We start from the raw sequence: 19,197 nt of genomic DNA on the forward strand, positions 1-19,197 counted from the left end.
CAGAAGGGCCGTCCCATGAGCAATGGCTTCCTCTCCCTGCTGAAGGCAGCCAGCCTGGCACTCGCGGTCGTCGTGGCCGTGCCGGCCATGGCTGCCGAAGAGGGCGGAACGGGCGAGATCAAGGGAGAAGACAACGCTCCCGGCGGTCATGGAAGCCTGAAGCCGACCAAGGAATCGTGGAGCTTCGCCGGTCCGTTCGGCACCTTCGACCGCGCTCAGGTGCAGCGCGGCTTCAAGGTGTACCGCGAGGTCTGCTCGTCGTGCCACGCGATGTCCCTGGTCTCCTTCCGCAACCTCATGGAACCGGGCGGCCCGGAATTCTCGGAAGGTCAGGTCCGCACCCTGGCCGCCGAGTACAAGGTGATGGACGGGCCGAACGACTCGGGCGAGATGTTCGAGCGTCCCGGCCGTCTGTCCGACCGCTTCCCTTCGCCGTTCCCGAACGATGCGGCGGCGCGTGCGGCCAATGGCGGAGCGCTGCCGCCCGACTTCTCGGTGCTGGCAAAGGCGCGCGGCTATGAGCGGGGCGTCTCGCTCGCGCTGCTCGATCTGGTCATGCAGTACCAGGAGCACGGCGTGGATTACATCCATGCCCTGATGACGGGGTACGATCATCCGGCTCCACATGGCGAGACAAAGCCCGGCCTGCATCACAACCCGTACTTCCCGGGTGGCTGGATCGCGATGCCGAAGCCCATCAATGACGGGCAGGTGGAATACACCGACGGCACGCCGACGACGGTCGATCAGTATTCGCGCGACGTGTCTGCATTCATGATGTGGGCGGCGGAGCCGCACCTCGAGGCCCGCAAGCGCATCGGCTTCCAGGTCATGGTGTTCCTGGCCATCTTCGCGGCGCTGCTCTACTACGTGAAGCGCAAGATCTGGAGCACCATCCCGCACTGACGGCCACGTGCCTTCAGGGCTGTGCAAAGCAGGTCGATGGCGGCTATAAGCCGCCATCCCAGCCCTCCTTCCCAGGCTTCCGATGTCCCTTGCGAATGAGCTTGAAGGCCTGATCCGGACCATCCCGGATTATCCCAAGCCCGGCATCATGTTCCGTGATGTCACCACCCTGCTGCAGAACCCGACCGGCATCCGCAAGGCCGTGGACGGACTGGCTGAGGCGTTCTCCGACATCGACTATGATCTGGTGGCCGGCATCGAAGCGCGCGGCTTCATCCTTGGCGGGGCCTTGGCCTATGCCCAGAACCGCGGTTTCGTGACCATCCGCAAGAAGGGCAAGCTGCCGCACGTGACGCTGAGCCAGCAATATGCGCTGGAGTACGGCGTCGACCATGTCGAGATCCACGCCGACGCCGTGAAGCCCGGCCAGCGCGTCCTGCTCATCGACGACCTCATCGCCACCGGTGGCACCGCAGAGGCCGGCATGCAGCTTATTCGCCGCCTCGGCGGCAGCGTGGTTGGGGCCGGGTTCGTGATCGACCTGCCGGAACTCGGCGGCGCCCGTCGCCTTGAGGGCCTTGGCGCCCGCGTGGAATGCCTGATGCGGTTCGGCGGCCATTAGCTGAGTACAGGCAACCACCGTCCGGTCGTCAGAACGCCCCGGCCGCATTGTGCGCACTCCGGATCGGTTCCGGCAGCCGGAACTTCGGGGCGCAAGCCAGGATCAGCGAGATTGTGCTGTCGAGGTCGGCGAGGTGTCCCGCTGACACGTAAACCGGCTTGCAGCCTGCTCGCGTGCGCAGGGCCGCGCCTATGATCTCGCCCCGGTCCGTCACCAGCTGACAGGCGCCGCGTTCCGGCCCCACCTCCTCATGCGAGCCGCACAGACGGTTCTTGGCGTTGGCGACCGTGGGCACGCCCAGCCAGAGCCCCATATGGCAGGCGATGCCGATCCGGCGCGGGTGCAGGTAGCCCGAGCCGTCGAAGATGAAGACATCCGGCACATGACGGAGCCGGCTGAACGCCTCTTCCAGAACCGGACCTTCACGGAACGACAGCAGGCCGGGAACATAGGGGAACGGCGTCGGCATCTGCGCGACGGCGGTCTCCACCGGCTCGAAGTCCGGGAAGGTTGTGACGACCACGGCTGCGCGCGAGACGTCGTTCTTCACGCTGACATCGACACCGGCCACGAGGCCGATGCCGGCAAGATCGAGCGGCCGATCCGTGATCACCTCGCCCCGCAGCCGGTTCTGTTCGGCCACGGCTTCCTTCGGCGAGATGTCCCAGCGGTTGACCGCGTTGAGCTTCATCAGTTCGCGAAGCGGAAGTGCAGCACGTCGCCATCCGCGACCACGTATTCCTTGCCCTCAAGGCGCAGCTTGCCGGCATCGCGCGCGCCGGCCTCACCCTTCAGCGACACATAGTCGGTGTAGGCGATGGTCTCTGCGCGGATGAAGCCCTTCTCGAAATCCGAGTGGATGACGCCGGCCGCGGCCGGAGCCTTCGTGCCTTTTTCGATGGTCCAGGCGCGCGCTTCCTTTGGGCCGACCGTGAAATAGGTGACGAGGCCCAGCAGCCCATAGCCAGCACGGATCAGCCGGTCGAGGCCGGGTTCGGTCAATTCGAGCGCTTCCATATACTCGGCGCGCTCCTCGTTCGGCAGCACCGCGATTTCGCTCTCGATGCGCGCGGAGATGGTCACGGCGACGGCGCCTTCCTCCTTCGCCCGACGCTCGACCTCGGCGGAGAATTTGTTGCCGGTGGCGGCGGACTCTTCCTCCACATTCGCCACGTAGAGCACGGGCTTCGAGGTCAGCAGGTTGAGCGCCTGGAACGCCGGCTGTTCGTCTTCCTTGATGGAGGCGAGGCGAGCCGGCTTGCCCTCGCGCAGAAGCGGAAGCACCCGGTTGATGAGCTCGATGCTCTCCTTGGCTTCCTTGTCGGTGCGGGCGCGCTTCTCGAGCGCCGGGAGCCGCTTCTCGAGGCTGTCCAGATCGGCCAGCATCAGTTCCGTTTCGACCGTCTCGGCATCGGCGAGCGGGTCGATGCGGCCTTCGACATGGGTGATGTCGTCGTCCTCGAAGCAGCGCAGCACATAGGCAACGGCATCGACTTCGCGGATATGAGCGAGGAACTGGTTGCCGAGGCCCTCGCCCTGGCTCGCGCCGCGCACAAGGCCGGCGATGTCAACGAAGGTGAGGCGGGTCGGGATGATCTGCGCGGAACTGGCGATGGCCGCCAATGCGTCCAGCCGAGCATCGGGCACGGCGACTTCACCCACATTGGGCTCGATGGTGCAGAAGGGGTAGTTCGCCGCCTGCGCGGACGCGGTCTGCGTCAGGGCGTTGAACAGGGTGGACTTGCCGACATTGGGCAGCCCGACGATGCCGCATTTGAAACCCATGATTATCCCCCTGCACGCGCCCCGGGCAGTGCAGGGCTTCCAAGCCCCGCTGCCTCGAGCGCAAGATGCACCTTGTTCTGGAAGCCCGGCGCGTCGCCCCGGGCAAGAAGATCTGCGTTAGTGGCGATCGCGTCCGTCAGCGCATCCACCCACGGCCTTTCGGACTTCGCGAAATCGCCCAGCACATGGCCGTGCACGAGTTCCTTCATGCCGGGATGGCCGATGCCGAGCCGCACGCGCACATAGTCGTTGCCCAGCAGCGCGCTGATGGAGCGCAAGCCGTTGTGCCCCGCATTGCCGCCGCCGGTCTTCACGCGCAGCTTTGCCGGCGCGAGATCAAGCTCGTCATGGAAGACGATGATGTCTGACAGTGCGATCTTGTAGAAACGGGCGGCCTCGCCCACCGCGCGGCCGCTCTCGTTCATATAGGTGCGCGGCTTCAGCAGCAGCACCTTCTCGCCGCCAATATCGGCCTCCAGGGCCTCGCCCTGGAAACGCGCGCGCAGGGGCGAACGGCCCCAGCGCGCGGCGATCTTGTCCACCGCCATGAACCCGATATTGTGGCGGTTGCCGGAATAGCCGGAACCCGGATTGCCGAGGCCGACAAAGAGCCGCATGGCTCCCTCCGTATATTACTCGGCGTCGGGCGCTGCGGCTTCGGCAGCCGGAGCCTCGGCTTCCGCCTCATCCTCGACCTCTTCAGCAGCCGGCGCGGACACGCTGGCGACCGTGAAGTCCTCGTGATGCGTGGGCTTGGCGCCGTTCGGCAGCTTGATCTGCGAGATGTGCACGGAGTCGCCGATGGCGAGGCCGGACAGGTCGACCTCGATCGCCTCGGGGATGTTCTCCGCCGACACGGACAGCTCGACAGTGTGCGCAAGGTTCAGCACGCCGCCGTCCTTGAGCCCCGGTGCCTTGTCCTCGTTGATGGTGTGGACCGGCACCGTAACGGTGACGACCGAATCCTTGGACACGCGCAGGAAATCGATGTGGACCAGGTGGCCCTTCACAGGATCCAGCTGGTAGTCTCGCGGGATGGCGCGCTCGGTCTTGCCGTTGACGTCGATCTCGAAGATCGTGGTCAGGAAGCCGCCTGCATTCAGCAGGATGAACATGTCGTTGCCGTTCAGCGCAATGCCGACAGGAGACTGCTTGGCGCCGTAGATGACGGCAGGAATTTTGTGCTCACGGCGCAGTGCGCGGGCGGCTCCCTTGCCGGCCCGGTCGCGCGCTTCGGCCTTGATGGTCTTGGTCGCGGTCATGATGATCTCCAAAAGAAAAGAAGGCCGCATGGCGGCCTTCGCAAGCATGCCGGCGCACCTCCAGGGTGTGGACGCCGGACGGCGGGTTCTATAGCGGCAAAGCCCATTCCGCGCAATTGCGCCGCGCGGGCTGCCCCAGCTAGTCGAACAGGCTGGAAACCGACTTTTCTTCCGAGGTGCGGTTGATGGCCTCGCCGATCAGGCTGGCGATGGAAATGGTGCGGATGTTGCGCGACACGCGCACCGCTTCGGTGGGCATGATGCTGTCGGTCACCACCAGTTCCTTGAGCTGCGAGGCCGTGATCCGGGCCACGGCGCCGCCCGACAGGACACCGTGCGTGATGTAGGCATAGACATCTGTCGCGCCCTGTTCGATCAGCGCATCGGCCGCGTTCACCAGCGTGCCGCCGGAATCCACGATGTCGTCGACGAGGATGCAGGTGCGGCCCCTGACATCGCCGATCACGTTCATCACTTCGCTCTCGCCCGGGCGCTCGCGGCGCTTGTCGACGATGGCGAGCGACGCGTCGAGGCGCTTAGCCACGGCACGGGCGCGCACCACGCCGCCGACGTCGGGCGAGATGACGGCGATGTTCTCGGCCTTGATGTTCTCCTGGATGTCGCGGACCAGGGCCGGCGCGGAGAACAGATTGTCGGTCGGGATGTCGAAGAAGCCCTGGATCTGTCCGGCGTGCAGGTCCAGCGTCAGCACGCGGTCGGTGCCCGCGCGGGTGATGAGGTTTGCCACGAGCTTGGCCGAGATCGGCGTACGTGGGCCGGCCTTCCGGTCCTGCCGTGCATAGCCGAAATAGGGCAGGACGGCCGTGATCCGGCGGGCCGAGGCGCGGCGCAGCGCATCGACCAGGATCAGCAGTTCCATCAGGTGGTCGTTCGTGGGGAACGAGGTGGACTGAAGGATGAAGACATCCTCGCCGCGCACGTTTTCGAGGATCTCGACGAAGATCTCCATGTCGGCGAAGCGCCGCACATTGCAGCGGGTGAGGGGGGTCTGGAGGTAGGCGGCAATCGCCTCCGCCAGCGGACGGTTCGAATTGCCCGCGACGAGCTTCATAGTACCCCCATGCGCGCCGGTTTCCGGCCCCGTCCGGCGCATCCCAATCTGGAGCGGCTCTTATCAGCGAAAGGCGGCTGCCTCAACTTTCCGGCAGCGGATTCCGCAGGGCTTACGCCGAATGTTGCAGAGGTGTGACGTCCGCGACCGGAATCGCGATAGCCGCGACCAGTCGCCCATAGTCCGGCTCGCCCCTGTGGGTCGAGCGGCGATAGGAGAAGAATCGCTCCTCATCCGCATAGGTGTCGTGCCCGGTGTCTTCCACGATGGCGACGTCGCTCTGCTTCAGCTGCTGCACGATGTAGCCGGCCAGATCGAACATGGCATGGCCGCCATTGGTCGACGCAACGAAGAAGCGCTCGTTGAGCAGATCGGCCGCGCGGAACCGGGCCACGAATTCCGGCCCCACCTCGTAGCTGCGCTGGCGGATGCAAGGCCCGAGCGCGGCGACCATGGATCCCCGGCGGGCGCCGAGTTTCTCCATGGCATCGACGGTCGCTTCGAGAACGCCGCCGATCGCGCCCTTCCAGCCGGCATGTGCGGCCGCGACCACGCCTGCACCCTCATCGGCAAACAGGATCGGCCCGCAATCGGCCGTGGCGACGCCCACCGCGAGACCGGGAATGTTGGTCACCACCGCATCGGCGTGCGGCGCCTCGCCCAGCGGCCAGGGCTCGAGCGCCACCATCACCTGGTTGGAATGGATCTGGTGGGGCGTTGCCAGTTGGCCTTCCGCGACGCCAAGCCAGCAGGCCATGCGCCGACGATTCTCCGCCACGGCCATGGGTTCGTCCGCCGAGCCGCGCCCTCCGTTAAGCGACGCGTAGATGCCCTGCGAAACACCTCCCTCCCGGGTGAAGAACGCATGCGAAATGCCGGACAGGGCCGCGAGAGCGGGTGCGGTCACCGGAGAGGGGTTTGTCATGGAAGGGGATGCTCGAAGCCGGGAGGATGGGGCAGGCGGGGGGACGTTATGGATAAAGCCTTGAACAAGGAACCCATACCCGTAGGCGCCGGGTCCAGCAGCCGCTCCACGGCGACCTGAAGCGCTGCCGAGACAGTGGTAGCGGAGTTTCGCTGAAGGGTGGCGAGCCGGGGCATGATCCCCATGGCGAGCAGGAAGTCGCGCTGCATTACCGGGCCGTGCGCGACGGCGCCCGAGGCGCTGGCGGCGCCTGCCAGAGCGGCGAAATCGACATGGGCCGTCAGGTCCGCCTCTCCCAGCTCGGCAAGTACTTCCTGCCGACGATGCGCCTTCAGGGCCTGCAGCGTCTCGCCGGGTGCGGTCCGTGTGTAGCCATAGTCGATGACGAGGCCCGCCCCTCCATGCTGGACGATGCGGGCTGCGAGATCGGCCATGGCGCGATGGGAGGCTGGGGAGGTCTCGGCCACGCAGCCCGGCGGACAGGCACGGAGGGCGTCGGGTACGAGCTCCGCAGGAACGGCATAAGGGGCGAGGCCCAGGGCAAGTTCACCCTCGGACGAAAGGCCCACGCAACGCTCGCGCCAGCCCTCCGGGACGCGCACATAATGATGCACCGGCAGCGCGTCGAAGAACTCGTTGGCGATGACGATCATCGGGCCGGCGGGCAAGCTAGCGAGGTTGTCGTGCCATGTCGCCGTGGCACCGCCCGTCTCCAGAAGCCGCTTCTGCGAAGCGCGCAGGATCGGGCTCGTCTCCACCAGATGCACGTCGACCGCTTCTCGTGCTCCGGGCACGGACTTCAGCGCGCGCAAAGCGTCGGCCATCAGGGTGCCGCGCCCGGGGCCAAGTTCCACGAGCAGCACTCGCTCGGGCTCTCCCAGCGACATCCAGACCATCGCAGCCCAGAGACCGACAAGTTCACCGAAGATCTGGCTGATCTCGGGGGACGTGATGAAGTCGCCGGCCGCACCTAGCGGGTCGCGAGTGCCATAATAATGCTCGTTGGCGGTGGCCATCACGGCAGCAATGGATTGAGGCCCGTCCACCTTAATGCGGCGGCGGATCGCTTGCTCGACGGGCGTCATGACGTCTGGTGGCGAGGCGCCGTGAGGGCCAGCGTAAGACCGATCACGATCAGCGGCACCGAGAGCAGCATGCCCATCGTCAGTCCGCCGGCGAGGAAGCCGATCTGCACGTCGGGCTGACGGAACAACTCACCGAAAATCCGCACGACGCCGTAACCGGAAAGGAAGGCCCCGGCGAGGAGACCGGGACGCCGCAACGCTCCCGAACGGACCAGCGCCATCATCAGGACGAACAGCACCAAGCCTTCCAGCCCTGCCTGGTAGAGCTGGCTCGGATGGCGCGGCTCGGGACCGGCATCCGGGAAGACGACAGCCCAAGGCACGTCGCTGACCCGGCCCCACAGCTCGCCGTTTACGAAATTGGCAATGCGCCCGAAGAACAACCCGATCGGGACAACCGCCGCGGCAAGATCGAACATCGACCGCACGCTTGCCGCATGCCGGCGCGACAGCAGCCAGAGGGCGAGGCCTGCTCCCGCAAGGCCGCCATGGAAGGACATGCCGCCATGCCACGGCATCAGCGCTTCCAGCGGGTTCTGCGCGTAATAGGTGGGATTGTAGAACAGGACGTAGCCGAGCCGTCCGCCGAGGATGACACCCGCTGCGGCATAGACCAGCATGTCGTCGACGCCCGCCGCGTCGAGAGGCGGCTTGCCGTTCCAAAGCGCCGTGTTGCGCACGAGGCGGGTTGCAAGCCACCAGCCGCCGAGCAGGCCCGCGATATAGGCGAGCGCATACCAGCGGACGACAAGAGGGCCGACCGCGAAGGCGACCGGGTCGAGCATGGGAAAGGGGATTGCCAGCAAGGGCATGCACCCGCCTGTTGTCCATGGAGGAAGCGAACGCTTCTCCTTGCGCGTGGGATATGCAATCTCCATGTGGACATTGTCCAGCAGAGGCGGAGATCACTTCAATGACACAGACAAGCGGCCGCCTGTTCGACGGAATCGGACGCCTGATGACGGATGCCGTGGGCGCCGCCGATAGCGTGAAGCGCGAGATCGAGACGATCGTTCGCAGTCAGGCCGAGCGCATCCTTGGCGATCTGGACCTTGTCCGTCGCGAGGAGTTCGAGGCCGTGCGCGAGATGGCGGCGAATGCGCGCGCCGAGAACGAGAAGCTGGCAGCCCGCATCGCGGCGCTTGAGGGAGCATCCGGTGGCTCCACCTACACGGAAGCCCCGGAGCAGTCTTCGACCATTCCGGGCAACGATACGACGAGCCCTGCCGCTGCGATCTAGCGGCATCCACTTTCCCTTGGGACAGTCACGGGCTCCCGGTGCAGGGCTACCGGGTAGCCGCTATGTTCATAAAACGTCGATTCGACGTGGTGTAATTGTTGTTTGTGGTGCCAGGCGTGTCGTGTTCGCGCGTAGAGCCACCAGAAGGAGGCTTCATGATTGGCGTTGATTTCGAACGCCTCGCGAACCCGGTGGATGTCGTGGAGCACCTCGCTTCCACCAACGACTGGATGTTCGACCGGTCGACCGAGGACGAGATCACCATCAATGTCGGCGGCAGCTGGACCGATTATCACGTGTCCATCACCTGGATGCACGACATCGAGGCCCTGCACATCGCTTGCGCCTTCGACCTAAAGGTGCCGGAGCCGCGCAGGGCGGAAGTGCTGCGCCTGCTCAATCTCGTGAACGAGCAGATCTGGGTCGGGCATTTCGACCTCTGGAGCGGCGAGGGGCTGGTTCTCTACCGCCACGCTCTGCTGCTCTCCGGCGGCGCCGAGGCCACCGATCGCCAGATCGAGGCCATGCTGGCCACCGCGACCGAGGCTTGCGAGCGCTACTACCAGGCGTTCCAGTTCGTGGTGTGGGCCGGAAAGACCGCGCGTGAGTCGTTCGACGCCGTGATCTTCGACACCGCGGGCCGCGCGTGAGCGGGGCAGGGGAACCCTCTGTTTCCGTGAACCCGCCGGGTCCGCTGCTCGTCATCGGAGCGGGCAAGATGGCCTCTGCCCTGCTTGAGGGCTGGCTGGCTCTCGGCGTGGATCCCTCGGCGGTGTTCGCCGTTGATCCGTCGCCTGCGCCTGAAGTCGCCGCGGCTCTCGAGAAGGCGGGCGTGCAGCTCAACGCGGCGTCCATACCCGCACCTTCGGTGGTTCTGTTGGCCGTGAAGCCTCAGATGCTCGAGGCTGCTCGCGCTACTCTCGAGGCGCATGTGGGGCCGGGCGCGCTCCTCATCTCCGTGCTGGCCGGGAAATCGATCGCTACATTGGAGGCCGGCTTGCCGGCCGGGGTGGCGGTTATCCGCACCATGCCCAACACGCCTGCTGCTGTCGGGCGGGGCGTGACGGCGCTGATCGCCAACAACGCAGCCACCGGCGAGCAGAAAGCGCTGGCCGATGCATTGCTGCGGGCTGTCGGCGACGTGGTCTGGCTCGAAGACGAGTCATCGATCGACGCGCTCACCGCCATTTCGGGCTGCGGTCCGGCCTATGTGTTCCTGCTCGCGGAATGCCTTGCCAAGGCCGGCATGGAGGCTGGGCTCCCGCAGGGCATGGCGGCGCATCTGGCGCGAGCCACAGTCACCGGAGCGGGCGAGCTTCTTCATCGTTCCGACCTCGAACCCGATGTGCTGCGCCGGAATGTCACCTCTCCGGGCGGCGTGACGGCGGCAGCTCTCGATGTGCTGATGGGGCCGTCAGGTTTCGAGCCCTTGCTCAAGGAAGCCGTCGAGCGTGCGGTCGCGAAGTCCCGGGAACTCGGTGCCTGACCGCCGCCTTGGCCGCAAGGAACATGCGGTCTACATTGATGCTCGGTCTCTTGCCTGGAGGTAGATGTTGGATACCGAGACGAAGCCTGCGGGATCGCCCCATGAGCGGGCCGTCGATGCGCTCATGACCCTCCTGGCCGAGCAGGACTGGCAGTCGATCACACTCCCGCAGATTGCCGCGCGAGCGGGCCTTTCGCTCGCCGAGCTGCGCGGGCTTTTCCCCTCTAAGGGCGCCATCCTGTCCGGCTTTTCGCGGATGATCGATCAGCGCGTGCTGAAGCTCGACGCCGCGTCCACCGAGATGCTGGACCAGCCTGCGCGCGAACGCCTGTTCGATGTGATGCTGCGGCGGTTCGATCTTCTCCAGCCCTATAAGCAGGCCATCCGCAGCGCCCGGCGTGGCCTGCTGGCCGATCCCCTGTCGCTGTCTGCATGGAACCGGGTGGAGGTTACCTCGGCGCAGTGGATGCTGGCCGCCGCGGGCATCGAGGACAGCGGGCCGGAAGCTGCCATCAAGGCACAGGCTCTTGCCCTGATCCACGCGCGTGTGCTCGGCACCTGGCTCGACGAGGATGATGTGGACATGCCCCGCACGATGCGCGAGCTCGATGGGCAATTGCGTCAGGCGGAGCGGGCGCTGGAAACCGTCGACATCGTGAAGAACACGATGAGGCCGCTCTTTTCCCTGGTGGAAGGCGTGCTGCATCGTGGCAGGCGTCCGGCACCGGATGCGGCGGACGACATCGTTTCCCCCTCGCTATAGCAGGTCCGCATGCACCCCGCGCCTGAGCCGGAGATCTCGTACAGCGACTTTGAGAAAGTGGACATCAGGGTCGGCACCATCGTGGGTGTTGAGCCGTTCCCCGAGGCGCGGAAGCCTGCGTGGAAGCTGCGCATCGACTTCGGGCCCGAGCTTGGGGTGAAGAAATCATCGGCACAGATCGCGCACTACGACAGCGGCCGGCTGCTTGGGCAGCAGGTGCTTGCCGTGGTCAACTTTCCTCCTCGCCAGATCGGCCCCTTCATGTCCGAAGTGCTGACTCTTGGCCTGCCGGGCAGCCATGGCGAGGTGGTGCTGATCCTGCCCGAGGGTGAAGTGCCGAATGGCGGGCGTATGTTCTAGGCTCGCCGTTAAAGGGGAATGTGCAGGCGGGCGCGCAGACCGCCGAGCTTGCTTGTCGAAAGGCTGACATCTCCGCCATGGCCGCGGGCAACGTCGCGCGCAATCGATAGTCCAAGTCCGGAGCCCGGACGGTTGAGGTTCCGGGAGTCATCCAGGCGGAGGAATGGGCGGAATACGTCCTCGCGCTTGTCTTCCGGGATACCGGGACCATCGTCATCCACCAGCACCACGAAGTAGCCGTCTCCACACTCGGCGGTAACCTCGACGCGCTTTCCGAACCCAAGCGAGTTGGAGACCAGGTTACCGATGGCGCGCTTGAGCGCATCAGGCCGCGCGATCACGCTTTCTCCGCCGCGATAGCTGAAGTGGATCTGCTGTCCCGCCGGATGCAGGTCGGCCTCGATCTCGCGCATGAGTGCTGCGGCATTGATCCGCCGGGGAGCCTCGCCTGCATCTCCCCGGGCAAAGGCCATGTAGCCCTCGAGCATCCTGTCCATTTCGGCGATGTCGTCCTCCAGATCCGCGATGCCGGCATTTGGCGGCAGCAGCGCGATCTGAAGCCTCAGGCGGGTCAGGACGGTTCGCAGGTCATGCGAAACGCCGGCCAGCATGGTCGTGCGCTGTTCGATCTGCCGCTCGATGCGGTCGCGCATGGAGAAGAACGCGCTCGCCGCCCTACGCACTTCACGTGCGCCGCGCAGCCGAAAGGTCGGTGTTTCCCGGCCCTTGCCGAGGTTCTCGGCCGCGTTGGCAAGTTGCAGGATGGGGCGGATCTGGTTGCGCAGGAACAGAACCGAGATCGTGATGAGGATGATTGCCGTTCCCGCCATCCAGAGCAGGAAGATGTGGGAGTTGGAGGCGTAGGCGCTGTTGCGCGGCACGCCTATGCTGAGCAGTTCGCCCGGCAGCTTGATGCGGATCTCCACGTTTCTGAGATCGGTCGTGGTGTCGATCCAGAACGGCTCCTCCATGCGGCGGGCGAGTTCCTGGGAGAGCACCCGGTCGAGGATCGAGAACAGCGGCTTCGGCAGTTGGGCAGGCAGATTGCCGTCCGGGAGGAAATCCAGCTGGAGCTTCAGGTCCTCCGAGGCGACGCGTTGGAGGACTTCGCGATCGCTGCCCAGTTCGGTGTTCCGGGTCAGGTCGATCAGTGCCGCGATGTCCTGCGCAACGGCCGCGGAAAGACGTCGGGTTACGAGTTCCCAGTGACGCTCCATGAAGACAAGCGCTACCACCGACTGCAGCAGCAGCATTGGAACGATGATGATGAGCAGGGAACGGGTGTAGAGCCCCTTGGGAAGCAGATTACTCAAGCCGAAGCGCCCGCCGTTACCGGCCTTCTCCGCGGCCACGATGGCGGTTTCGCGCTCCATCACAGATCGACCATCAGTCGGTAGCCGCTGCCGCGCACCGTCTGCAGAAGCAGGGGTTGGGCGGGATCGTCCTCTATCTTGCGGCGAAGGCGGTTGATCTGGACGTCCACGGCGCGCTCGCTTCCCGCGCCGCCGCCTCCGAGCGCCTCCCGGGAGACGGCGCCGCCCCGCTGTTCCGCCAGTTGCCGCAGCAGGTCGCGCTCGCGCTCCGTGATGTGGATGATGTCGGCTCCCCGGCGCAACTCGCCCCGCGAAAGATGGAAGCGGAAGTCGCCGAACACGACGGTCTCTCCTCCGGTCGGTCGCTGGGGCTGCGTGCTGCGGCGCAGCAGAGATGCGACCCGAAGCAGGAGTTCACGAGGCACGAAGGGCTTGGTGACGTAGTCGTCCGCGCCTGTCTCCAGGCCGTTGATGCGGTCGTTCGGTTCGCCCAGGGCCGTGAGCATGAGGATTGGTACGTCGGAACCCGCGCGGACGGCGGTCGCAAGTTCCAAACCTGACTGGCCGGGCATCATGACGTCCACGATCAGGAGATCGAAGACCAGACCCGACGCTTTGGTCAGCGCCTCCTGCGCCGATGCGGCCTTGCTCACGCGGTAGCCGTTTTCGGCCAGATAGCGTGCCAGCAGGTCGCGAATGCGGGCGTCGTCGTCGACGACGAGAATGTGCGCCGCGCCATCGGGCAGGCCGCCGCCATTGCCCTCGGTCATCAGAGGCCGCCGGAGCCGCTGACAAGCTGCATGACGTCCTCGCGCGCATCGGCATCTATCATCGCCGTCAGGAAAGCCGCGACCGTTTGCCCCGTGCCGGTGTCCATGCTGGCGAGGGCACCCGAGATGCGCCGCGCCTGAAGGCGGGTGAGGTCGCGCGTCAGCGCCGTTCCCTTCGGCGTCAGGCATAGAAGGCGCTGGCGGCGGTCCTCCTGTCCTTCCCGTGCCTCGATGAACTCCTGCTCCACGAGATCGCGCAGCACACGTCCGAGGCTTTGCTTGGTGATTTTGAGGATGGTCAGCAGGTCCGCGACCTTCAGGCCCGGATTGCGGCTGACGAAGTGCAGCACGCGATGATGAGCGCGCCCGAAGCCGTAGCGAACCAGCAGGGCATCGGCATCAGCCACGAAGTCCCGGTAGGCGAAGAACAGCAGCTCGATCAGCTCAAGCGTCGCCTCGTCCGGAGGGCCGCGACGCTCGCTGGGCGGATCCATGTCCTCGGGCCGGGATGAAAGTACGTCAGTCATATTGACATATTAGCCCCATGCGCACAGAAATCCTACCGCAATGATCAGCGCGACGTTCCGCGTGGGTGGATTCCCTCGCGCCAGCCGCCAGAATCCGGCCATCACGCGGGGCCACGATGCCCACGCTTCGAGGAGACGTCCATGCTTGTGCAACCTTTCGACAATCGCCCGGGCGACATCTGGTACGATGGCGGGCTCGTGCCGTGGTCGGACGCCACCATGCATGTGCTCTCCCACGGCCTGCATTATGCAAGCTGCGTCTTCGAGGGCGAGCGCGCCTATGGCGGTGAAATCTTCAAGCTGCAGGAGCACACGGAGCGTCTGATAGAGTCGGCCCGGCTTCTCGACTTCGAGATCCCGTACTCCGTGGAAGAGATCAACGAGGCCTGCCGCCTGACCTTGGCGAAACAGGGTTTCCGGGACGCCTACATCCGCCCGGTTGCGTGGCGCGGCTCGGAGATGATGGCGGTGGCGGCGCAGCACAGCAAGATCCACCTCGCAATCGCGGTCTGGGAATGGCCCAGCTATTTCGATCCGGAGCAGCGCCTGAAGGGTCTGAAGCTCGATTTGGCGGAATGGCGCCGGCCCGATCCGCGCACCATTCCGTGCAAGGCCAAGGCCGCCGGCCTGTACATGATCTGCACGCTCTCCAAGCATGCTGCCGAGCGCAAGAACTGCGCGGATGCCCTGATGCTGGACTGGCGCGGCCAAGTTGCGGAGTGCACCGGCGCCAATGTGTTCTTCATCAAGGACGGCGAGATCCATACGCCGGACCCGGACTGCTTCCTCGATGGCATCACCCGCCGCACCGTCATCGACCTGGCGCGGGCGCGCGGCATCGTGGTGAACGAACGCGCGATCATGCCGGAGGAACTGGCGGGCATGGAGGAATGCTTCATCACCGGCACGGCCGCCGAAGTCACGCCCGTGGCCTCCATCGCCGACTGGACCTTCCAGCCCGGTGAGATGACCAAGACGCTGATGAACGACTACATGGCTGCGGTGCAGCCCGGCGCGGCCGTGGCAGCCGCCTGATCGAAAGGGCCTCCCTCACGGGAGGCCCGCATTACTCGCCCACCAGGCGCCGGGATACCGCCCGTGTGCGCCCGAGGCGCACCACCTTGCCGTCGGTGGACACCGGCGCAACTGCAACCGCCTGGCTTTGCAGAAACGCTTCTATAGCCGCCGCGCTGCCCGGCCGCTGGATGAAGTAGCCCTGAACGAACTCGCATCCGGCGCCCGCGAGGCGTTCGAATTGCTGAGCGTTCTCCACGCCTTCTGCGACCACCGGAAGGTTCATGGCTGCGGCGACCGCCAGGACGGAGAGCACGAGGTTCTCACCCTGCGGATCACGCAGGAGTTCGTTCGTCAGGGACCTGTCGATCTTCAGCCGGTCGAAGGAATAGCTGCGCAGATAGCCAATGGAAGAGTAGCCCGTCCCGAAGTCGTCCAGTGCAATGGTGACGCCGAGGCGCCGCAACTGGGCTAGCTTCTTGGAGGCCATCGCCGGATCGGAGATGAGGATGCCCTCCGTCAGCTCCACTTCGAGGCGTGAGGGCGGGACCCGATGGCGGGCCAGAACGGCCCTGAAATTGCTGATGAAGGACGGATCGCGCAGTTGCACCGGGGAGACGTTGACCGACACCCGCAGGTCCGGCCAGCGCACCAGATCCTCGCAAACCCGTTCCAGCACGAAATCGCCGATTTCGCGGATCAGCCCGCTCTCTTCGGCGACCGAGATCATCTTGATCGGAGATGAGCTGCCCATGCCGCCAGGCCAGCGGATGAGCGCCTCAAGGCCCGCCACGGCACCGTCGGACGCGCGCGCGATGGGCTGGTAATAAACCTCCAGCTCGCCATTCCGCAGCGCCTGACGCAGCCGGCCTTCCAGGTTCTTCTTGTCCTGCGTGCCGGTGTCCATCGAGGGGCGGAACTGGAGCGGCTCCTGCCGCGCGATGCGCTTGGCCTGGAACATCGCCGTGTCGGCCTGGCGCACCAGGGTTTGCGGCTCGTTCGTCTCCGCAGATGCCAACGCGAAGCCCACTGCGCAGGACACCTGGAATTCCAGGCCACCCACCGTCAGGGGGTCGCTGAGCGAGGAAGTCAGGCGGAGAGCCGCTTCGGAGACGCGGGATGCAACAGACTGATTGACGACCATCGCGAACTCGTCGCTGCCCAGCCGGGCCAGCGTAGCACCTGCAGGCTGTGCCGCTGCAAAGCGGGACGAGATCAGACGGATCATGTCGTCGCCTCCGCTGTGGCCGACGGCATCGTTCACGCGCTTGAAGCCGTTAATGTCCAGGAAGATGACCGCAAGATTGCCGCTGCGCGCTGCCTTCTCAGCCTCCTCAGAGGTGATGAACTCCAGGAAGCCGCGGCGGTTAAGCAGGCCCGTAAGACCGTCGGTGCGGGCAGCCTTCTGCGCACCCTGCTCGCTTTCCGCAAGCGCCACTCCAAGCATCCGGGTGCGATAGCTGATGCCGAACATGGTGACGCAGAACGCGGCCAAAGCAAACAGGAGGAACTGGTAGCCCTCCATCAGGATGGCCATCCCGGGCTGGGGGGCCTCCCATGACAGGAAGCCCAGAACCTGTCCGGACGGATCGCGGACCGGAAGATTCTCTTTGCCGGGAGTCGAAGTGTCCGCCAGCTTCAGGCTCGGCATGGAGAACGAGCGACCGAGGGATGAGATTTCGTCGCCCAGATCCTGGACGGCCATTAGGAATGGGCGATCGAGCGAGAAAGGCGCATTCGCGCCGCCGATGATCCGTGCAGCGGCCACCAGCATGACACGGTCGCCTGACCGGGCGAAGCCTGTCCGGCCGCGGCCTGTCTCATGCTCGGATGCAAGCAGGTTGAGTGCTGTCGTGACTGCGTCTCCGAGAGGGGCCTGCCGTTCCTGCTCGCGCCAGGAGAGAACAACCCGCCCCGTGGGTGTGACAAGGGCGGATGCATCGACAGGGCGGCCATACAGGCCGGCCCCGAACTGCTCAGCCAGCGTCTCCCGGTCCTCGGTGCGATAGGCCTCGTCGATCTCGCGCCGATTGGCCACGTTTCCGGCAGCCTCGGCCAACCTGTCTGCCGCAGTGCGGAGAATGCCCTCGGCCGAACTGCGCGACACCGCTGCCGCCTGCCGGTCATGGCTGCGAGACAGCCACACTGCCGTGAGCATGACCGTGAGGAAGGTCACCACGATGCACAGCACCGAGTAGACGGTGATCTGCCGGCTAAGCCTTTGGCCCGATGAACGCTGGAACGCCATGATGCCCTTTGGCGACGTTGAACCGGCGCGAGGAGCACCGGAGACGCCAGGAGCTTGCCGGCAAATCCTTTTTTTCCCGTGTACGAATCAGCTCATCGGCGGCGCGAGCCAAGATCGAAGAGGCGGCTCAGAAGCCAGAGCGGGAAGACGATGACCGCACCGAGCAGGAACCAGCGCGTGAGGGTCGCAAGGGCATCGTAGATGTTGTCGAAGAATGCGTAGAACAGGTCCTGCACGGCATAGAACAGGCCACGCACATCCAGCCCGAACGCCGCCAGCACCACCCCGATCACCACCGAGAGCAGGGCAAGCTTCAGGAGGACCCAGAGAGGCGATCCGCCGAAGAAGCGCGTCACCGGATTGGATGAGCGCGTATGCGGAACGTCACGTCGGTCCATCGGTGCGCGGCTGTCGGGAGGAGGATTGCTCATGGGCATGATGTAGCATGCGGCGAGGGCTTTGCTACCCGCGCCGCATGCCGTTCCGTCACTTTGGAGAGACGGGCGCCGCCATGGGTGCATCCTCATAGACGACCGCGCGGCGTGCCGAGAGCCCGAACGCCACGATGATCCCGTAGCAGATCACGGGAACGATCAGCGCCATGCCGATGGTAGAGGCGTCCGCCACCGTGCCGGTCAGCACGGGAAGGATGGCGCCGCCCACAATGGCCATGCAGAGCAGGCCCGAGCCTTCCGGTGTCTTCGCTCCAAGTCCCTCGAGGCCCAGCGAGAAGATCGTCGGGAACATGATGGAGTTGAACAGGCCGACCGCGATCAGGGCCCAGCCGGAGATGGTTCCGGTGGTTGCCATGGAGGTCAGCACCAGAAGCGCCGCGACACCTGCGAAGACCGCGAGCAGCACGCCCGCCTGCACCTTTTGCAGCAGCCAGGAGCCGATGAACCGCCCGATCATGGCGCCGCCCCAGTAGAAGGCGATCAGTTCGCCTGCGGTGCGTGCGTCCACCCCGAGCACCGTCGGCTGTTCAAGGTAGCTCACGAGTACGCTGCCGATGGACACCTCGGCGCCGACATAGGTGAAGATGCCGATGACGCCGAACAGCACGCGCGGGCGCCGCAGCAGCCGGAAGCTGTCGCGGAAGCCGTATTCGTCCGGCCTCTCGGTGCGGACGGCGCGGCGCTGCGCCCAGAAGATGGCGGCGATGATGAGCAGCACCACGGCGATGGCGACGTAGATATTGCCGATGATGGCGCCTTCCTCGGCCCGGAGCGCCGGCAGCTGTTCCCTCGGCACCGTGGCGGGGTCGATGCTGGCGGCGGTGCCAAGCAGGAGTTGGGCGCCGATGAAGGGCCACACCGTCGTGCCCAGCGCATTGAAGGCCTGCGCGAAGGTCAGGCGGCTGCTCGCGGTGGCGGGTGAGCCGAGCCCGGCGATGAGCGGGTTGGCGGCCACCTGCAGGATTGTGATGCCGCCGGCAAGCACGAAGAGCGCAACGAGCAGGGGCCAGTACACGCCGGAATTGGCGGCAGGCCAGAACAGCAGCGCGCCGCCGGCCATCACCACCAGCCCGGCAACCAGCCCGCGCAAGTACCCAAGGCGCGCGACCAATGTGCCGGCCGGGATGGAGACGAAGAAATAAGCCATGAAGAACGCGAACTGCGTCAGCATGGCTTCGGCGAAGGAGAGGTCGAAGAGCCCCTTCAGCTTGGGGATGAGGATGTCGTTGAGGCTCGTCGCGCCGCCCCAGATGAAGAACAGGCCGATGATCAGCCAGACAAGGGCCGGCTTCGTGCCGGCGGCATCGCTCGAAGTCCGCGGTGGGCTCACATCCATGATGCGCCTCTTCTCAGGTGATCCGGCA

General features: G+C 65.6%; 22 protein-coding genes. 8 read left to right on the forward strand and 14 right to left on the reverse strand.

Annotation, left to right across the window (positions count from 1 at the left end; translation table 11 throughout):
- Positions 1-15 precede the first annotated feature (15 nt).
- Together SCD90_RS09865 and SCD90_RS09870 are read left to right on the forward strand one after the other, a co-directional pair.
- Positions 16-906 carry a cytochrome c1 gene (locus SCD90_RS09865; protein ID WP_319844656.1) on the forward strand — a complete coding sequence of 297 codons (891 nt, stop codon included), beginning with the start codon at positions 16-18 and terminating at the stop codon, positions 904-906.
- 82 nt (positions 907-988) lie between these two features.
- Positions 989-1,528, forward strand: coding sequence for an adenine phosphoribosyltransferase (locus SCD90_RS09870; protein WP_319844508.1), 540 nt, complete (start codon positions 989-991; stop codon positions 1,526-1,528).
- Positions 1,529-1,556: 28 nt separating this feature from the next.
- On the opposite strand, the gene nfi is transcribed toward SCD90_RS09870, so the two are convergent.
- The 8 genes from nfi to lgt form a co-directional block, all read right to left on the reverse strand.
- Positions 1,557-2,219 carry a deoxyribonuclease V gene (nfi, locus tag SCD90_RS09875; RefSeq protein WP_319844509.1) on the reverse strand — a complete coding sequence of 221 codons (663 nt, stop codon included), beginning with the start codon at positions 2,217-2,219 and terminating at the stop codon, positions 1,557-1,559.
- The gene (gene ychF / locus SCD90_RS09880) at positions 2,219-3,313 is read right to left on the reverse strand and encodes a redox-regulated ATPase YchF (protein ID WP_319844510.1); all 1,095 of its coding nucleotides are present in this window, start codon (positions 3,311-3,313) and stop codon (positions 2,219-2,221) included. Before ychF ends, nfi begins: the two co-directional genes overlap by 1 nt.
- Positions 3,314-3,315: 2 nt before the next feature.
- A complete protein-coding gene (gene pth, locus SCD90_RS09885; RefSeq protein WP_319844511.1) occupies positions 3,316-3,930 on the reverse strand; it encodes an aminoacyl-tRNA hydrolase in 615 nt (204 codons plus the stop codon).
- Between the two features lie 15 nt (positions 3,931-3,945).
- The gene (locus SCD90_RS09890) at positions 3,946-4,575 is read right to left on the reverse strand and encodes a 50S ribosomal protein L25/general stress protein Ctc (RefSeq protein ID WP_319844512.1); all 630 of its coding nucleotides are present in this window, start codon (positions 4,573-4,575) and stop codon (positions 3,946-3,948) included.
- A 139-nt stretch (positions 4,576-4,714) separates the two neighbouring features.
- Positions 4,715-5,647: a ribose-phosphate pyrophosphokinase gene (locus SCD90_RS09895; RefSeq protein WP_319844513.1), complete on the reverse strand. Its 933-nt coding sequence runs from the start codon at positions 5,645-5,647 to the stop codon at positions 4,715-4,717.
- A gap of 112 nt (positions 5,648-5,759) precedes the next feature.
- A complete protein-coding gene (gene pgeF, locus SCD90_RS09900) occupies positions 5,760-6,572 on the reverse strand; it encodes a peptidoglycan editing factor PgeF (RefSeq protein WP_319844514.1) in 813 nt (270 codons plus the stop codon).
- Positions 6,569-7,657, reverse strand: coding sequence for a class I SAM-dependent methyltransferase (locus SCD90_RS09905; RefSeq protein ID WP_319844515.1), 1,089 nt, complete (start codon positions 7,655-7,657; stop codon positions 6,569-6,571). The genes pgeF and SCD90_RS09905 overlap by 4 nt, the downstream gene beginning before the upstream one ends.
- On the reverse strand, positions 7,654-8,469 hold the full coding sequence (gene lgt / locus SCD90_RS09910; RefSeq protein ID WP_319844516.1) for a prolipoprotein diacylglyceryl transferase: 816 nt from the start codon (positions 8,467-8,469) through the stop codon (positions 7,654-7,656). Before lgt ends, SCD90_RS09905 begins: the two co-directional genes overlap by 4 nt.
- Positions 8,470-8,570: 101 nt before the next feature.
- Here lgt and SCD90_RS09915 point away from each other — a divergent pair, with 101 nt between their 5' ends.
- The 5 genes from SCD90_RS09915 (at position 8,571) to SCD90_RS09935 (ending at position 11,506) form a co-directional block, all read left to right on the forward strand.
- Positions 8,571-8,897: an accessory factor UbiK family protein gene (locus SCD90_RS09915; RefSeq protein ID WP_319844517.1), complete on the forward strand. Its 327-nt coding sequence runs from the start codon at positions 8,571-8,573 to the stop codon at positions 8,895-8,897.
- Positions 8,898-9,052: 155 nt separating this feature from the next.
- Positions 9,053-9,547 carry a type III secretion system chaperone family protein gene (locus tag SCD90_RS09920; protein ID WP_319844518.1) on the forward strand — a complete coding sequence of 165 codons (495 nt, stop codon included), beginning with the start codon at positions 9,053-9,055 and terminating at the stop codon, positions 9,545-9,547.
- A gap of 26 nt (positions 9,548-9,573) precedes the next feature.
- Positions 9,574-10,383: a pyrroline-5-carboxylate reductase gene (gene proC / locus SCD90_RS09925; protein ID WP_319844519.1), complete on the forward strand. Its 810-nt coding sequence runs from the start codon at positions 9,574-9,576 to the stop codon at positions 10,381-10,383.
- Positions 10,384-10,447: 64 nt separating this feature from the next.
- On the forward strand, positions 10,448-11,146 hold the full coding sequence (locus SCD90_RS09930) for a TetR/AcrR family transcriptional regulator (protein WP_319844520.1): 699 nt from the start codon (positions 10,448-10,450) through the stop codon (positions 11,144-11,146).
- 9 nt (positions 11,147-11,155) lie between these two features.
- Positions 11,156-11,506: a tRNA-binding protein gene (locus tag SCD90_RS09935; protein WP_319844521.1), complete on the forward strand. Its 351-nt coding sequence runs from the start codon at positions 11,156-11,158 to the stop codon at positions 11,504-11,506.
- An 8-nt stretch (positions 11,507-11,514) separates the two neighbouring features.
- Here the strand turns inward: SCD90_RS09935 and SCD90_RS09940 are convergent, their stop codons facing one another.
- Genes SCD90_RS09940 through SCD90_RS09950 form a run of 3 tightly spaced genes read right to left on the reverse strand, consistent with a single transcriptional unit; the run spans position 11,515 to position 14,116 of the window.
- Positions 11,515-12,879, reverse strand: coding sequence for an ATP-binding protein (locus tag SCD90_RS09940; protein WP_319844522.1), 1,365 nt, complete (start codon positions 12,877-12,879; stop codon positions 11,515-11,517).
- Positions 12,879-13,589 carry a response regulator transcription factor gene (locus SCD90_RS09945; RefSeq protein WP_319844523.1) on the reverse strand — a complete coding sequence of 237 codons (711 nt, stop codon included), beginning with the start codon at positions 13,587-13,589 and terminating at the stop codon, positions 12,879-12,881. Before SCD90_RS09945 ends, SCD90_RS09940 begins: the two co-directional genes overlap by 1 nt.
- Entirely contained in the window at positions 13,589-14,116 is a 528-nt protein-coding gene (locus tag SCD90_RS09950) for a MarR family winged helix-turn-helix transcriptional regulator (protein ID WP_319844524.1), read from the reverse strand. The genes SCD90_RS09945 and SCD90_RS09950 overlap by 1 nt, the downstream gene beginning before the upstream one ends.
- A 141-nt stretch (positions 14,117-14,257) precedes the next feature.
- On the opposite strand from SCD90_RS09950, the gene SCD90_RS09955 reads away from it, so the two are divergent.
- Positions 14,258-15,151 (forward strand): branched-chain amino acid aminotransferase, encoded by an 894-nt coding sequence (locus SCD90_RS09955; protein WP_319844525.1) that lies wholly within the window; start codon positions 14,258-14,260, stop codon positions 15,149-15,151.
- 31 nt (positions 15,152-15,182) lie between these two features.
- Here the strand turns inward: SCD90_RS09955 and SCD90_RS09960 are convergent, their stop codons facing one another.
- From SCD90_RS09960 to SCD90_RS09970, 3 genes are all read right to left on the reverse strand, one after another.
- Positions 15,183-17,378, reverse strand: a complete 2,196-nt coding sequence (locus SCD90_RS09960) for a putative bifunctional diguanylate cyclase/phosphodiesterase (RefSeq protein WP_319844526.1) — start codon at positions 17,376-17,378, stop codon at positions 15,183-15,185.
- Between the two features lie 92 nt (positions 17,379-17,470).
- Positions 17,471-17,809 carry a DUF6460 domain-containing protein gene (locus SCD90_RS09965; RefSeq protein ID WP_319844527.1) on the reverse strand — a complete coding sequence of 113 codons (339 nt, stop codon included), beginning with the start codon at positions 17,807-17,809 and terminating at the stop codon, positions 17,471-17,473.
- Between the two features lie 55 nt (positions 17,810-17,864).
- Positions 17,865-19,172 (reverse strand): sugar MFS transporter, encoded by a 1,308-nt coding sequence (locus tag SCD90_RS09970; RefSeq protein WP_482258156.1) that lies wholly within the window; start codon positions 19,170-19,172, stop codon positions 17,865-17,867.
- Positions 19,173-19,197 lie beyond the last annotated feature (25 nt).

It is taken from the genome of Terrihabitans rhizophilus, assembly GCF_033898525.1.
GTDB lineage: Bacteria > Pseudomonadota > Alphaproteobacteria > Rhizobiales > Methylopilaceae > Flaviflagellibacter > Flaviflagellibacter rhizophilus.

Bases quoted from the DNA above. Each gene is read 5' to 3' on its own strand.
- SCD90_RS09865 (WP_319844656.1), top strand. From the start codon at position 16: ATGAGCAATGGCTTCCTCTCCCTGCTGAAGGCAGCCAGCCTGGCACTC.
- SCD90_RS09870 (WP_319844508.1), top strand. From the start codon at position 989: ATGTCCCTTGCGAATGAGCTTGAAGGCCTGATCCGGACCATCCCGGAT.
- nfi (WP_319844509.1), bottom strand. From the start codon at position 2,219: ATGAAGCTCAACGCGGTCAACCGCTGGGACATCTCGCCGAAGGAAGCC.
- ychF (WP_319844510.1), bottom strand. From the start codon at position 3,313: ATGGGTTTCAAATGCGGCATCGTCGGGCTGCCCAATGTCGGCAAGTCC.
- pth (WP_319844511.1), bottom strand. From the start codon at position 3,930: ATGCGGCTCTTTGTCGGCCTCGGCAATCCGGGTTCCGGCTATTCCGGC.
- SCD90_RS09890 (WP_319844512.1), bottom strand. From the start codon at position 4,575: ATGACCGCGACCAAGACCATCAAGGCCGAAGCGCGCGACCGGGCCGGC.
- SCD90_RS09895 (WP_319844513.1), bottom strand. From the start codon at position 5,647: ATGAAGCTCGTCGCGGGCAATTCGAACCGTCCGCTGGCGGAGGCGATT.
- pgeF (WP_319844514.1), bottom strand. From the start codon at position 6,572: ATGACAAACCCCTCTCCGGTGACCGCACCCGCTCTCGCGGCCCTGTCC.
- SCD90_RS09905 (WP_319844515.1), bottom strand. From the start codon at position 7,657: ATGACGCCCGTCGAGCAAGCGATCCGCCGCCGCATTAAGGTGGACGGG.
- lgt (WP_319844516.1), bottom strand. From the start codon at position 8,469: ATGCCCTTGCTGGCAATCCCCTTTCCCATGCTCGACCCGGTCGCCTTC.
- SCD90_RS09915 (WP_319844517.1), top strand. From the start codon at position 8,571: ATGACACAGACAAGCGGCCGCCTGTTCGACGGAATCGGACGCCTGATG.
- SCD90_RS09920 (WP_319844518.1), top strand. From the start codon at position 9,053: ATGATTGGCGTTGATTTCGAACGCCTCGCGAACCCGGTGGATGTCGTG.
- SCD90_RS09930 (WP_319844520.1), top strand. From the start codon at position 10,448: ATGTTGGATACCGAGACGAAGCCTGCGGGATCGCCCCATGAGCGGGCC.
- SCD90_RS09935 (WP_319844521.1), top strand. From the start codon at position 11,156: ATGCACCCCGCGCCTGAGCCGGAGATCTCGTACAGCGACTTTGAGAAA.
- SCD90_RS09940 (WP_319844522.1), bottom strand. From the start codon at position 12,879: ATGGAGCGCGAAACCGCCATCGTGGCCGCGGAGAAGGCCGGTAACGGC.
- SCD90_RS09945 (WP_319844523.1), bottom strand. From the start codon at position 13,589: ATGACCGAGGGCAATGGCGGCGGCCTGCCCGATGGCGCGGCGCACATT.
- SCD90_RS09950 (WP_319844524.1), bottom strand. From the start codon at position 14,116: ATGACTGACGTACTTTCATCCCGGCCCGAGGACATGGATCCGCCCAGC.
- SCD90_RS09955 (WP_319844525.1), top strand. From the start codon at position 14,258: ATGCTTGTGCAACCTTTCGACAATCGCCCGGGCGACATCTGGTACGAT.
- SCD90_RS09960 (WP_319844526.1), bottom strand. From the start codon at position 17,378: ATGGCGTTCCAGCGTTCATCGGGCCAAAGGCTTAGCCGGCAGATCACC.
- SCD90_RS09965 (WP_319844527.1), bottom strand. From the start codon at position 17,809: ATGAGCAATCCTCCTCCCGACAGCCGCGCACCGATGGACCGACGTGAC.